The organism is Herbidospora sakaeratensis (genome assembly GCF_001570525.1).
Classification (GTDB): domain Bacteria; phylum Actinomycetota; class Actinomycetes; order Streptosporangiales; family Streptosporangiaceae; genus Herbidospora; species Herbidospora sakaeratensis.
Window position 1 is genome coordinate 536,101 of sequence record NZ_BBXC01000007.1, and the last position, 12,753, is coordinate 548,853.

Consider the following 12,753-nt stretch of genomic DNA (forward strand, 5'->3'; position numbering starts at 1 on the left):
GGTACGGCCGGGCTCATGACCCAGACCGTCGGTGACTACGTGGTACGACGCCTGCAGGAATGGGGCGTGCAGCAGGTGTTCGCCTATCCGGGCGACGGGATCAACGGCATCCTGGCGGCCCTGGGCCGGGCGGACGACGTGCCCCGGTTCGTGCAGAGCCGGCACGAGGAGATGGCCGCCTTCGCGGCCGTCGGCTACGCCAAGTTCAGCGGCCGGTTCGGGGTGTGCATGGCCACCTCGGGCCCGGGGGCGATCCACCTGCTGAACGGCCTCTACGACGCCAAGCTCGACCACGTGCCGGTCGTGGCGATCGTCGGCCAGACCGCCCGCAGCGCGATGGGCGGCAGCTACCAGCAGGAGGTCGACCTCCAGGCGTTGTTCAAGGACGTCGCCTCGGAGTACCTCGTCGAGGTCAACGTGGCCGAGCAGCTGCCGAACGCGCTCGACCGCGCGATCAGGACCGCCGAGGCGTCCCGCGCCCCGACGGCGGTGATCATCCCCTCGGACCTCCAGGAGGAGAGGTACGCCCCGCCGGAGCACGCGTTCAAGATGGTGCCCTCCAGCCCGCCCGGCACGGTCTGGGCGCGGTCGGTGGCCGCTGAGCCCGACCTCGCGCGCGCCGCCGACGTGATCAACGCGGGGGAGAAGCTCGCCGTCCTGGTCGGGCAGGGGGCCCGGGGCGCGGCCGAGGAGGTGCGGCGGCTCGCCGACCTCACCGGCGCGGGGGTGGCCAAGGCGCTGCTGGGCAAGGACGTGCTGCCCGACGACCTGCCCTACGTGACGGGGTCGATCGGGCTGCTCGGCACCCGGGCCAGCTACGAGATGATGCGCGACTGCGACACCCTGCTGATCGTGGGCTCCAACTTTCCGTACACCCAGTTCCTGCCGGAGTTCGGGCAGGCCAGAGCCGTGCAGATCGACGTCGACGGCCGCTTCATCGGCATGCGCTACCCCACCGAGGTCAATCTGATCGGCGACGCCGCCGCCACGCTCACGGCGCTGCTCCCGATGATCCGGCCCAAGGTCGGCAGCGAGTGGCGGGAGACCATCGAGCGGAACGTGGCCGACTGGTGGGACGTCATGGAGCGTGAGGCCGAGGTGACGGCCAAGCCGGTCAACCCGATGCTGATCGTCTCGGAGTTGTCCCGGCGCATTCCCGGCGACGCGATCGTGACGGCCGACTCGGGCTCGTCCACCAACTGGTACGCCCGCAACCTGCGCATGCGCGAGGGCATGCGGGGCTCGCTCTCGGGCACCCTGGCCACGATGGGCCCCGGCGTGCCCTACGCGATCGGCGCGAAGTTCGCCCATCCGGGCCGTCCCGTGGTCGCCCTGGTGGGCGACGGGGCCATGCAGATGAACGGCCTGGCCGAACTGATCACCATCGCCCGCTACCACCACCTGTGGCGCGACCCGCGCCTGGTCGTCTGCGTCTTCCACAACAACGACCTCAACCAGGTGACCTGGGAAATGCGCGCCATGGGCGGCGCGCCGAAGTTCGAGGCGTCGCAGAGCCTCCCCGACGTCGACTACGCCGGGTTCGCCCGTTCCCTCGGCCTGGAGGGCGTCACCGTCACCGAGCCCGAGGCGCTGGGCCCGGCCTGGGACCGGGCGTTCGCGGCGGGCGTGCCGGCGGTGCTCGACGTGCACTGCGACCCGGAGGTGCCGCCGATCCCGCCGCACGCGACCTTCGACCAGGTCACGTCGGTCGGCGAGGCCGTCGTCAAGGGCGACCCCAGCGCGTTCCACCTGATGGCGCAAGGGGTGAAGACCAAGGCACAGGAGTTCCTGCGGTGGCCGCACACCTGATCGACCGGGTCACGGCGCGGGCCTACCGGGTGCCCACCGGCGAACCGGAGACCGACGGCACCCTCGGCTGGGACGCCACCACCGTCGTCGTGGTCCGCGTCGAGGCGGCCGGGGAGACGGGGCTCGGCTGGACCTACGCCGACGCGGGCTGCGTGCCGCTGGTGGAAGGCGTGCTGGCCGGGGCGGTGACCGGGAAGCCGGTGCTCGACGTGCCGGCCCGGTGGGCGGCCATGCGGCACGCCGTGCGGAACCTGGGGCGCCCCGGGCTGGTGTCGTGCGCGATGTCGGCGGTCGACATCGCCCTGTGGGACGCGGCGGCGCGGACGTGCGGGCTGCCGCTGTGCCGCCTGCTCGGCCGGGTGCGCGCGTCCGTGCCCGTCTACGCCAGCGGCGGCTTCACCTCGATGGACGACGAGAGCCTGCGCGCCTGGGCCGAGGCGTCGGTGCGCCGCACCCCCCGGCTGAAGATCAAGATCGGCGCCGACCTCGACCGGGTGGCGCTCACCCGCGCCGCCGTCGGCGCGGCGGCGGAGGTGTACGTGGACGCCAACGGCGCCTACACCGTCGGCGAGGCCCGCCGCGTCGCCGGACGGCTCGCCGACTGGGACGTGACCTGGTTCGAGGAACCGGTCTCCAGCGACGACCTCGCCGGTCTCGCCGCCGTGCGCGCGGTCAGCCGGGCCGACGTCGCGGCCGGGGAGTACGGCTACGACCTGCCCTACTTCGCCCGCATGACCGAGGTCGTCGACTGCCTGCAGGTCGACGTGACCCGCTGCGGCGGCTACACCGAGTTCGCCCGCGCCGCCGCGCTGGCCGCCGCCGCCAACCGGGACGTGTCGGCGCACTGCGCGAACTCCCTCTCGGCGCACGCGGGCGCGGCCACCCAGAACCTCCGGCACCTCGAATGGTTCGCCGACCACGAACGCGTCGAGAACCTGCTCTTCGACGGGTGCCTGGAACCCGCGGACGGTGTCGTCACCCCGCCGGTGACGGTGTCCGGCCACGGCATGTCCGTCCGGGAGGACGTCGCCCGGCGCTACGCGGTCGAACTCGGAGGAGACCCATGACGATCATCGACGCCCCGCCCGCCCTCGAAGCGGCCCTGCGCGACCGGGTCGACGGCGAGGTCAGGTTCGACGCGGGCAGCCGCGCCGCCTACTCCACCGACGCGTCCAACTTCCGCCAGGTGCCTCTGGGCGTGGTGGTGCCCCGCACCCCGGACGCCGGGGCCGAGGCGGTCGCCGTCGCCCGCGACTTCGGCGCGCCCGTGTTGTCGCGGGGCGGCGGCACGAGCCTCGCCGGGCAGTGCGCCAACACCGCCGTGGTGATCGACTGGTCGAAGTACTGCACCACGCTCGAATCGGTGGACGCCGAGGGCCGCACCTGCGTCGTCCAGCCGGGCATCGTCCTGGACGACCTGAACCGGCGGCTCGAACGCCACGGCCTGCGGTTCGGCCCCGAGCCCGCCACCCACATGAACTGCACCCTCGGCGGCATGATCGGCAACAACTCGTGCGGCGCGACCGCGCAGCGCACCGGCAAGGTCGTCGACAACGTCGCCCGCCTGGAGGTGCTCCTCTACGACGGCACCCGCTTCTGGTGCGGCGAGACCACCGACGAGGAGTACGCCGCCGTCGAACGCCGGGGGGACCCCCGGGCGGCGGTCTACCGGCGGTTGCGCGCCCTGCGCGACGACCACGCCGACGAGATCCGCCGGCGCTACCCCGACATCCCCCGCCGGGTGTCCGGCTACAACCTCGACTCCCTGCTGCCCGAGCACGGCTTCGACGTCGCCGGGCTGCTCGTCGGCAGCGAGTCGACCCTGGTCACCGTGTTGCGCGCGGAACTGGAACTGGTGCCGGTGCTGCCCGAACGCGCCCTGGTCGTGCTCGGCTACCCCGACATCGCCGCCGCGGCCGACGCGGTGCCCGCGATCCTGCCGCACGACCCGATCGCGCTGGAGGGCGTCGACCACAAGCTGGTCCGCGACGAGCAGCTCAAGCGCCTCAACCCCGACGCGCTCGGCGAGCTTCCGGCAGGCCGGGCCTTCCTGATGGTCCAGTTCGGCGGCGAGACCGCCGAGGAGGCGCGGTCGCGCGCCCAGGGCCTGCTCGACGACGGGCACCGCGCCGACGTCCGGTTCCTCGGCGACCCCGTCCGCGAGGACGAGCTCTGGCACGTCCGGGAGGCGGGCCTGGGCGCGACCGCGCACGTCGCCGACCGGCCCGACACGTTCGAGGGCTGGGAGGACTCCGCCGTGCCGCCCGACCGGCTCGGCGAGTACCTGCGCCGCCTGCGCGACCTCTACCGGGAGTTCGGCTACGAGAGCGACACCGGCCCGGCGCTCTACGGCCACTTCGGGCAGGGCTGCGTGCACACCCGCATCCCCTTCGACCTCTACACCGCCGACGGCGTCGCGGCCTACCGCCGGTTCATGGAGCGGGCCGCCGACCTCGTCGCCGAACTGGGCGGGTCGTTCTCCGGCGAGCACGGCGACGGCCAGAGCCGGGGCGAACTGCTGCCCCGGATGTTCGGCCCCGAGATCGTCGCCGCGTTCGGGCGGCTCAAGGCGATCTTCGACCCGGACGACCGCATGAACCCCGGCAAGGTGGTCGCGCCCGACCCGCTCGACGCCCATCTGCGGCTGGGCCCGCACTGGGCCCCGGCCGAGCCGGGCGGCCTGCGGTTCGCCTATCCGCACGACGGCGGCTCGTTCGGCCAGGCGGTCAACCGCTGCGTCGGGGTCGGCCGGTGCCGTCAGCACAGCACCGACGGCGGCCAGGTGATGTGCCCGTCGTACCAGGTCACGGGGGAGGAGGAGCACTCCACCCGGGGCCGCGCCCGGCTGCTGTTCGAGATGCTGAACGGGCACGGCGACGAGACCCTCCACCGGGGGTGGCGCTCGCCGGAGGTCAAGGACGCCCTCGACCTCTGCCTGGCGTGCAAGGGCTGCAAGAGCGACTGCCCGGCGAACGTGGACATGGCGACGTACAAGGCGGAGTTCCTGTCCCACCACTACGAGGGCCGCCAGTGGCGGCGGCCCCGGTCCGACCTGGCGCTGGGCTGGTTGCCGGTGATCGCCGGGATCGTCGGCGGGCTCCGGCTCGGGCCGGTGGCGAACCGCCTGCGGGGCCTGGCCAGGACGGTCGCGGGGCTCGCCGACCGGGAGCTCCCGGCGTTCGGCGGCGAGAGCCTCCAGCACTGGTTCACCCGCAGGGGCGCGCGGGGGACCGGCGAACGCGGGACCGTGCTGCTGTGGCCCGACACCTTCACCAACCGGTTCCACCCGGAGGTCGGGCGGGCCGCCGTCGCGGTCCTGGAGGAGGCGGGCTGGCGGGTCGTGCTGCCGCCCGGTCCGGTGTGCTGCGGGCTGACGTGGATCTCCACCGGCCAGGTCGACACCGCCAAGCGGGTGCTCGGCCGGACCGTGGCGCGGCTCGCCGGGCACGTGCGCGACGGCGGCCTGGTCCTCGGGCTGGAACCCAGCTGCACGGCCGTGTTCCGCGGCGACGCCGAAGAGCTCTTCCCGGCCGACCAGGACGTGCGGCGGTTGCGGAACCAGACGGTCACCCTCGCCGAACTGCTCACCCGGCACAGCCCCGGCTACCGGCCGCCGCGCCTCGGCGTCGACGCGCTGGCCCAGGTCCACTGCCACCAGCACGCCGTGCTGGGGTTCGACGCCGACGCGGAACTGCTGGACGCCGCCGGGGTGCGGGCCGAGCGCCTCGACTCGGGCTGCTGCGGGCTGGCCGGGAACTTCGGCTTCGAACGCGGCCACCTGGAGGTGAGCGAGGCGTGCGCCGAACGCGTGCTGCTGCCCCGCCTGCGGGCGGCCGGGCGGGAGACCGCCGTGCTCGCCGACGGGTTCAGCTGCCGGACCCAGATCCACCAGCTCGACAGCGGCGGCCGGGAGGGCGTGCACCTCGCTCAGCTGCTCGCCGTCGGGCTGCGTCAGGAGGGGCGATGAAACCCGGGGAACAGGTCGTGGTCGTCACCGGCGCGAGCGGCGGCGTCGGCCGTGCCGTGGCCGAGGCGTTCGGGGCGCGCCGGGCGAAGGTGGCCCTGCTCGCGCGGGGCGTCCGGGGCCTGGGGGCGGCCGCCGGGGACGTGCGGCGCGGCGGCGGCACGCCGCTGGAGATCCCGGTCGACGTGTCGGACTTCGCGCAGGTGGACGCCGCCGCCGGGCGGGCCGAGGCCGAGCTCGGGCCGATCGACGTGTGGGTCAACGTCGCCTTCACCTCGGTCTTCGCCCCGTTCGCCGACATCCGGCCGGACGAGTACCGCCGCGTCACCGAGGTCACCTACCTCGGTTACGTCCACGGCACGATGGCCGCGCTGAACCGGATGCGGCCGCGCGATCGGGGGACCGTCGTCCAGGTGGGCTCGGCGCTGGCCTATCGGGGCATCCCGCTGCAGAGCGCCTACTGCGGGGCCAAGCACGCCATCCAGGGCTTCAACGAGGCGCTGCGCTGCGAGCTGCTGCACGGGCACAGCGGGGTGCACGTGACCATGGTCCAGCTGCCGGCCGTCAACACGCCGCAGTTCTCGTGGGTGTTGTCGCGACTGCCCCGCCAGGCCCAGCCGGTGCCGCCGATCTACCAGCCCGAGGTCGCCGCGCGGGCCGTGCTGCACGCCGCCGACCATCCGGAGCGCCGCGAGTACTGGGTCGGCGCGAGCACGGTGGCGACGCTGCTGGCCAACGCGGTCGCGCCGGGGCTGCTCGACCGCTACCTGGCCAGGACCGGCTTCGACTCCCAGCAGACCGACCGGCCGAGGTCGCGCCGTCAGCCGGCCAACCTGTGGGCGCCCGCCGACGGCCCGCACGGCCGCGACTACGGCGCGCACGGCGTGTTCGACGACCGGGCGGCGGCGGTCAGCCCGCAGGCGTGGGCCAGCCGGCACCACGTCGTGGTCGCCGCCCTCGGCGCGGTCGCGGGCGCGGCGGCCGTCGTCATCCGGAGGCGCTCGCGTCACCCCGCGTGAACAGCTCGGCCAGCGGGAGCAGGGCCGCGCGCGGCTCGGTCAGCCTGATCGGGTCGCCGGGGTCGGCGACCTGCTCCCACGAGACGAACCGGCTGCCCCGGTGGAGGCGCCGGATCACCGCTCTGACCAGCGCCGGGCTGTTGCCGCCCGGGCCGCGCTCGTAGCCGAACAGCTGGCCGGTGTGCCGGGGGACCACGACCAGGCCGCTCAGCCGCAGCGCCTGCGTGGTCTCCCCGAGGAGCGGGCCGTCCTGGGTGAGCTGGACGTCGGCCACCTGGCCGACGGGCGCGCCGTCGCGGTCGACGACCCGGCGGCCGACCAGCGAGCTGAGCCGGTCGCGGGCCGGGACCTCTGGCCGCCGGACCGGACGGGGCTCGCGCAGCCCCGGGTCGGCGCCGCCGCTGCCGGGCAGCGGGTCGATCAGATGCTCCCGGACCCAGCGTTCCAGCGACGCCTCCGGCACGTCCCCGCCCACCGTCAGCGCGCTGCCGATCTCGCCGACCAGGGCCATCGGGATGCGGCGCGGGGCCGGGTCCTCCTCCGGCCGGAACAGGCGGGTGGTCCCGGTCATCAGCCGGCCGGCCACGCCGCCGACGCGCGGGCCGAGCGCCAGCGGCCCGGCCAGGATCGCGGTCACGTACGGCGCCTCGCCCGGCTCCGTCTCCAGGTCGTCGACCTTGCAGAGCAGGCGGCCGTCGGCCCTGACCACCTGCCGGTCGAACAGGTGGAGATGGGCGTGCAGGACGCGGCCGGTCACTGGCCCGCCTTGGTGGCCAGCATCAGCGGGACGGCCGCCACCGCGACCACCATGAGCAGGATCATGTAGAGGGTCCCCAGGGTGTTGGAGAGGCGGCCGTTGACCCGGTCGCCCATGTAGTCGGGGTCGTTGGCGATCATCAGCACCGGCAGGTACGTCAGCGGCAGCGCCGCCGCCGAGAAGACCAGCGAATACTCGGTGACCTTGATCGGGTCGATCGTCGTCAGGATCAGCGCCACCGCGACGATCGTCGAGACCAGCAGCGTCGCGTGGAACCGGGCCGCCTCCCGGGGGCGCACGTACTTGCCCCACTGCCAGCCGAAGTACTGGCTGATCGAGTAGCCCGACGACAACGCCGTCTCCAGGGTCGCGCCGAACGTCGCGGCGAACACCCCGAAGATCACCAGGGCCAGCCCGATCTGGCCGAAGGCGAGCCCGGCCGGCAGCACCATCTGGCCGAGCGTGTCGACCTCGATCATCCGCGGCAGGAAGACGGTGGCCGCGCAGGCGGCGATGGCGATCGACAACAGGCCGCCCAGCGGGAAGCCGACGAACACGTTGGCCCGCATGACGCCCAGGTCGCGCCGGGTCCAGCGTTCCTCGACGCCGCCGGAGGAGAAGAAGAACACCTCGTACGGCGTCATCGCCGCGCCCAGCAGGGCGACGGCGTAGAACCAGTAGGTCGCCGCCCCGTCGTCGGACGGATTGTGCGTCAGCTGGTGCCCCAGCTCCCCGTAGTCGGGGCCCAGGGCGAAGAAGGCCACCAGGAAGACGATCAGGGCGAGCCCGGCCAGGCCGAAGACCCGCTCCATCGTCTCGAACCTGACCCGCCACATCACCAGCCAGGCCACCAGGCCGACGGCGGGCACCCACAACAGGTAGTCGATCCCGGTGGCCAGCTCCAGCGCCAGGGCCGCGCCGCCGATCTCGGCGGCCAGGGTGAGCAGGTTGATGCCGAAGGACGCGGCCAGGTTGAGCAGGCCCGCGCGGGGGCCGAGGCGTTCCCGGACGAGATCGAAGACGGGCCGCCCCGACACCGCCGCCACCCGCCCGGCCATCTCGGCGAACAGGCAGATGCCGACCACGCCGACCACGACCACCCAGGCCAGCGACATTCCGAACCGGGAGCCGACCAGCGCGTTGGCGACCAGGTCGCCGATGTCGACGAACCCGCCGATCGCGGTCAGGATGCCGAGGGTGACGGCGAAGAACCGCTTCACGACGGATGCCTCTCGGCGAAGGCCCGCAACCGGTCGGCCAGCGCGGCCAGGTCGGCCGCCGCCTTCTCCGGTTCGGCGATCTCCCGGAGCCGCACCTCGTCGAGAAGCACCTGCACCTGCTCGGCGGCCTCCGAGGTCAGCTCCGTGATCTCCGCCCGGACTTCCACGGCCTGCTCCGACGGCGGCTGCACCGCGCCGAACTGGGAGTCCACGCTGCCGAGCGCGGTGGCGGTCTCGGTGAGGAGGGTCTGCAGGTAGGGGCGGGTCAGCCGCGCCTCGTGCTCGACCGCGAGCCGCACCAGCGCCACCGAGGAGGCGGCGGCCTCGGCCGTCGCGCCGGCCTTCTTGCCGTAGTCGGCGTCGTTCCACGCGGGGGAGGCGCAGCCCGCCAGGAGCAGCGGCACGATCAGCAGGAGCCGTCTCACGGCCGCGTCCGCAGCAGGAAGTAGGCCAGCAGGCCCAGCAGCACCACGAACTGGCCCCACGCGGCCAGCAACACCAGTCCCTCGTCGGTCACGGCTCGGCCACTGCCCCCGCCGGAGCAGGCCGAACGTTCACCCCTTGGTACGTCGGAGCAGCGCGATCACCGCGCGCTCGGCCGCGCCGTGGGTGGCCGGGCCGTCGCCGTCGCCCAGGTCGGCCAGCGCGCGGTCGATGGTCTTCCCGCGTTCGTACGCGGTGACCACGCGGGGGTCGACGTAGGAGGCGCGGGCCACGGCCGGGGTGTTGCCCAGGTGCCCGGCCACCTCCTTCATGACCCGGGTGATCGCCCGGCGGCGGCCGGTCCGGCTGCGCACCCGCTTGGAGACGGCCAGGCCGACGGCGGCGTACACGGTGGCGTGCCAGGTGCGGAAGTCCTTGGCGCTGACCTCGGCGCCGAAGCGGTCGCGCAGGTAGTCGTTGATGTCGTCGCTCTTGACGTCGACCCAGTCGCCGTCGCGCTGATATTGGAGCAGTTCGCCCTCGTCGCGCCCCTCGCGCAGAGCGGTGACGACCGCGCAGACGTCGGGGTCGGTGATCTCGATCTCGCGCGGCACCCCGCCCTTGGCCGGATAGGCGCAGGAGACCCGGCCCCGCGAGCACGTCACGTGCTCCAGGCGCAGGGTGGCCAGGCCGAAGGACTCGTACGCCTCCCCGCCGACCCGGAACAGGCCGATGTCGAGCATCCGGGCGGCGGCGGCCAGCACCCGCTCCCGGGTCAGGCCCTTCTCGCCGAGGTCGGCCCGGACCCGCTCGCGGAAGGCGGGCAGCCGTTCGGCCAGCTTGCCGACCCGCTCGAACTTGGCCCGGTCCTGCTCCTCCCGCCAGGCGTCGTGGTAGCGGTACTGGCGGCGGCCGGCCGCGTCGGTGCCCACGGCCTGGATGTGGCCGTCGGGGTCGCGGCAGATCCACACGTCCCGCCAGGCGGGGGGCAGCGCCAGCGCCCTGATCCGGCGCAGGGCGCGCAGGTCCTTCACGGGGCGGCCGTCGGCGTAGGCGTAGGAGAAGGACCGCCCGCGACGGCGGCGGGTGATGCCGGGTTCGGCGGGGTCGCTCGGACGCAGTTCGGGCACCCTGCCTCCGTGCCCGTCGTCGTGTCGCCCTAACGGACCGGGGGAACATCCGTTGACGTGCTGAAATACGTGATGATCGCGCTGCCGGTCAGCGCCTGCGCCGCCGGGGCCGGGCCCGACGTCGAGGAGGCCGCGGGGCGCTTTTTCGCCGCCGTGGCCGCCGGGCAGGGGGCGGCGGCCTGCGCGCTGCTCACCGACGCGGCCGCCGCGAGCCTGCCCGAGCCGTGCGCGACCAGCATCCTGGACGCCGGCCTGCGCGGCGGCCCGGCCGAGGAGGTCGCCGTGTGGGGGTCGGAGGCCCAGGTGCGCCTCGCGCGGGACACCGTGTTCCTGCACCGGGGCCCCGGTGGCTGGCGGGTGCGCGGGGCGGGGTGCCGCCCCGACGGCGAGCGGCCCTACGACTGCGAGGTGTCCGGCTGATGCGCGCCATGTTCGCCGTGACCGTCGCGATCATCGTGGTCGGTCTGGCCTGTTTCCTGCTCGTCGGGTTCCTGCGCCGATGATCCGCCGCAACGGGCTCAGCCTGTTCTTCCTGGTCATCTTCGTGCTCGCGCTGGCCGGTCAGTCGATCGCGGGCCTCGGGGCCTACAACGACGACCAGCTCGGCTCCGGCGGCGACCCCGTCTCGTGGGGCGCCTACGTCACCTCGGCCGACTTCGCGGTCGACGTCGCGGAGAACTGGCAGTCGGAGTACCTCCAGTTCCTGCTGTTCATCATGGTCACCGTCTGGCTGGTCCAGCGCGGCTCCCCGGAGTCGAAGTCCGACGGGACGGGCGACCAGGTGCGGCCGGGCAGCCCGGAATGGGCCAAGACCGGGGGCCTGCGGACCATGCTGTTCGCCAACTCGCTCGGCCTGGTGATGGGCGCGGCCTTCGTGCTCTCCTGGTACGCCCAGTCGGTCGCCGGCACCGCCGCCTACAACCGCGAACAGCTGTCCCGGTTGCAGGACCCGGTGACCTGGCCGGAGTACGTGGCCTCGCCGGACTTCTGGGACCGCACGCTGCAGAACTGGCAGTCGGAGTTCCTGGCGGTGCTCTCGATGGTCGCCCTGTCGATCTACCTGCGCCAGCGGGAGTCGCCCGAGTCCAAGCCCGTCGGCGCGCCCCACGGGGAGACCGGCACGGACGTCTGAGTTGACGCTGCCATCACCTGACCGCTATTCATTGCCTAGCCGTTAGGGGTGGTGCATGCAGGACGCGATACTGGCGATGCTCGCCAAGGAGCCGTCACACGGCTACGACCTCGGCCTGCGGCTGCGGCGCGCCCTGGGCCCGCTCGGCGGGTCGATGAACGCGGGCCAGGTCTACGTGACGCTGGCCCGGCTGGAGAAGGCCGGCCTGGTCGTGCACGAACGGTCGGCCGGGTCGCCCGACCGGCCCGACCGCAAGGTGTACGCCCTCACCGACGCCGGCCACGAGCGGGTGACCGCGTGGCTGGCCGAGGTGAACCGGCCCAAGCCCGACCTGGTGGAGTTCCACCTCAAACTGGCCGCCGCGAGCGCGTCGCGGCTGGCCGACCCGGTCGAGCTCGTCGACGTCCAGCGCCGCGAGCTGCTCCGGCGGCTGGCCGAGGCGCAGCGGGCGGTGCTGGCCGAACCCGAGGGCTCCACCGGCGGCCTGCTGCTCGAAGGCGTCGCGCTGCGCCTGGAGGCCGACCTGCGCTGGCTGGAGGCGTGCGAACGGGTCTGGTCGAGGAGGGCGGAGGCGTGAACGTGCTGCAGGTCCGCGACCTGACCAAACGGCACGGCCACAAGCACGGCCTGGTCCGCGCCGTCGACGGCGTCGACCTCGACGTGCCGGCCGGGCAGCTGCTCGCCGTGACCGGGCCGAGCGGCTGCGGGAAGTCGACCCTGCTCCACCTGCTGGGCGGCCTCGAACGGCCCACCTCCGGCCAGGTGTGGCTGGCCGGGCAGCGCGTCGACACGGCGGGAGAACGGGCCCTGGCCCGGCTGCGCCGCCGGTCGGTGGGGTTCGTCTTCCAGTCCTTCCACCTGGTGGAGGAGCTGACGGCGGCCGAGAACGTGGAGCTGCCGGTGCTGCTGGCGGGCGGCTCGCCGCGCGCCGCCCGGCGGCGGGCCGGGCAGCTGCTCGACCAGGTCGGGCTGGCCCATCGGGCCCGCCGGCAACCCTGGAGGTTGTCGGGCGGGGAGCGGCAGCGGGTCGCCGTGGCCCGCGCCCTGGCCAACGAGCCGCTGGTGGTGCTGGCCGACGAGCCCACCGGCAACCTCGACACCGCGGCCACCAACGAGGTGCTGCGGCTGTTCGCCGACCTGCGCGCCATGGGGCAGACCGTCGTCCTGGTCACCCACGACGCCCGGGTCGCGGCCACCGCCGACCGGCTGATCTCGATGCGCGACGGCGTCTTCGTCGACGACGCCTGGCTGGGCGGGCCCGCCGGGCGGCTCGGCGACCTGTTCGCGATGGGCGACTGA

At 74.0% G+C, this 12,753-nt stretch carries 12 protein-coding genes; 8 read left to right on the top strand and 4 right to left on the bottom strand.

Translation table 11 applies throughout. The annotated features are described in order from the left end of the window. Positions 1–15: 15 nt before the first annotated feature. Genes AW271_RS02270 through AW271_RS02285 form a run of 4 tightly spaced genes read left to right on the top strand, consistent with a single transcriptional unit; the run spans position 16 to position 6,792 of the window. Positions 16–1,809 (top strand): thiamine pyrophosphate-requiring protein, encoded by a 1,794-nt coding sequence (locus tag AW271_RS02270; RefSeq protein WP_062330939.1) that lies wholly within the window; start codon positions 16–18, stop codon positions 1,807–1,809. Further along, on the top strand, positions 1,794–2,876 hold the full coding sequence (locus tag AW271_RS02275) for an enolase C-terminal domain-like protein (protein WP_062330942.1): 1,083 nt from the start codon (positions 1,794–1,796) through the stop codon (positions 2,874–2,876). The genes AW271_RS02270 and AW271_RS02275 overlap by 16 nt, the downstream gene beginning before the upstream one ends. Further along, on the top strand, positions 2,873–5,776 hold the full coding sequence (locus AW271_RS02280; protein ID WP_062330945.1) for an FAD-binding and (Fe-S)-binding domain-containing protein: 2,904 nt from the start codon (positions 2,873–2,875) through the stop codon (positions 5,774–5,776). The genes AW271_RS02275 and AW271_RS02280 overlap by 4 nt, the downstream gene beginning before the upstream one ends. Continuing rightward, positions 5,773–6,792 carry an SDR family oxidoreductase gene (locus AW271_RS02285; RefSeq protein WP_062330948.1) on the top strand — a complete coding sequence of 340 codons (1,020 nt, stop codon included), beginning with the start codon at positions 5,773–5,775 and terminating at the stop codon, positions 6,790–6,792. Before AW271_RS02280 ends, AW271_RS02285 begins: the two co-directional genes overlap by 4 nt. Here AW271_RS02285 and AW271_RS02290 read toward each other — a convergent pair. The 4 genes from AW271_RS02290 to AW271_RS02305 form a co-directional block, all read right to left on the bottom strand. Further along, the gene (locus tag AW271_RS02290) at positions 6,761–7,549 is read right to left on the bottom strand and encodes a hypothetical protein (protein ID WP_062330950.1); all 789 of its coding nucleotides are present in this window, start codon (positions 7,547–7,549) and stop codon (positions 6,761–6,763) included. The two genes, AW271_RS02285 and AW271_RS02290, sit on opposite strands and share 32 nt — an antisense overlap. After that, on the bottom strand, positions 7,546–8,769 hold the full coding sequence (locus AW271_RS02295) for an NRAMP family divalent metal transporter (protein ID WP_062330953.1): 1,224 nt from the start codon (positions 8,767–8,769) through the stop codon (positions 7,546–7,548). The genes AW271_RS02290 and AW271_RS02295 overlap by 4 nt, the downstream gene beginning before the upstream one ends. Further along, positions 8,766–9,194, bottom strand: coding sequence for a hypothetical protein (locus tag AW271_RS02300; RefSeq protein ID WP_062330956.1), 429 nt, complete (start codon positions 9,192–9,194; stop codon positions 8,766–8,768). Before AW271_RS02300 ends, AW271_RS02295 begins: the two co-directional genes overlap by 4 nt. A gap of 129 nt (positions 9,195–9,323) precedes the next feature. Then, the gene (locus AW271_RS02305) at positions 9,324–10,322 is read right to left on the bottom strand and encodes a DNA topoisomerase IB (RefSeq protein ID WP_174553060.1); all 999 of its coding nucleotides are present in this window, start codon (positions 10,320–10,322) and stop codon (positions 9,324–9,326) included. A gap of 57 nt (positions 10,323–10,379) precedes the next feature. Between AW271_RS02305 and AW271_RS02310 the strand changes: the two genes are divergently transcribed. The 4 genes from AW271_RS02310 to AW271_RS02325 all read left to right on the top strand — a co-directional run bounded on the left by AW271_RS02310 (position 10,380) and on the right by AW271_RS02325 (position 12,753). Then, on the top strand, positions 10,380–10,742 hold the full coding sequence (locus AW271_RS02310; protein WP_062330958.1) for a hypothetical protein: 363 nt from the start codon (positions 10,380–10,382) through the stop codon (positions 10,740–10,742). Positions 10,743–10,821: 79 nt separating this feature from the next. Then, complete coding sequence (locus AW271_RS02315; protein WP_062330960.1) at positions 10,822–11,454, top strand: DUF6766 family protein; 633 nt, start codon at positions 10,822–10,824, stop codon at positions 11,452–11,454. 55 nt (positions 11,455–11,509) lie between these two features. Then, positions 11,510–12,031, top strand: a complete 522-nt coding sequence (locus tag AW271_RS02320; protein WP_062330963.1) for a PadR family transcriptional regulator — start codon at positions 11,510–11,512, stop codon at positions 12,029–12,031. Next, positions 12,028–12,753 carry an ABC transporter ATP-binding protein gene (locus tag AW271_RS02325; protein WP_062330966.1) on the top strand — a complete coding sequence of 242 codons (726 nt, stop codon included), beginning with the start codon at positions 12,028–12,030 and terminating at the stop codon, positions 12,751–12,753. The genes AW271_RS02320 and AW271_RS02325 overlap by 4 nt, the downstream gene beginning before the upstream one ends.

Excerpts from the sequence above, each read along its gene's own strand:
- AW271_RS02270 (WP_062330939.1), top strand. The coding sequence starts at position 16 with ATGACCCAGACCGTCGGTGACTACGTGGTACGACGCCTGCAGGAATGG.
- AW271_RS02280 (WP_062330945.1), top strand. The coding sequence starts at position 2,873 with ATGACGATCATCGACGCCCCGCCCGCCCTCGAAGCGGCCCTGCGCGAC.
- AW271_RS02285 (WP_062330948.1), top strand. The coding sequence starts at position 5,773 with ATGAAACCCGGGGAACAGGTCGTGGTCGTCACCGGCGCGAGCGGCGGC.
- AW271_RS02315 (WP_062330960.1), top strand. The coding sequence starts at position 10,822 with ATGATCCGCCGCAACGGGCTCAGCCTGTTCTTCCTGGTCATCTTCGTG.
- AW271_RS02320 (WP_062330963.1), top strand. The coding sequence starts at position 11,510 with ATGCAGGACGCGATACTGGCGATGCTCGCCAAGGAGCCGTCACACGGC.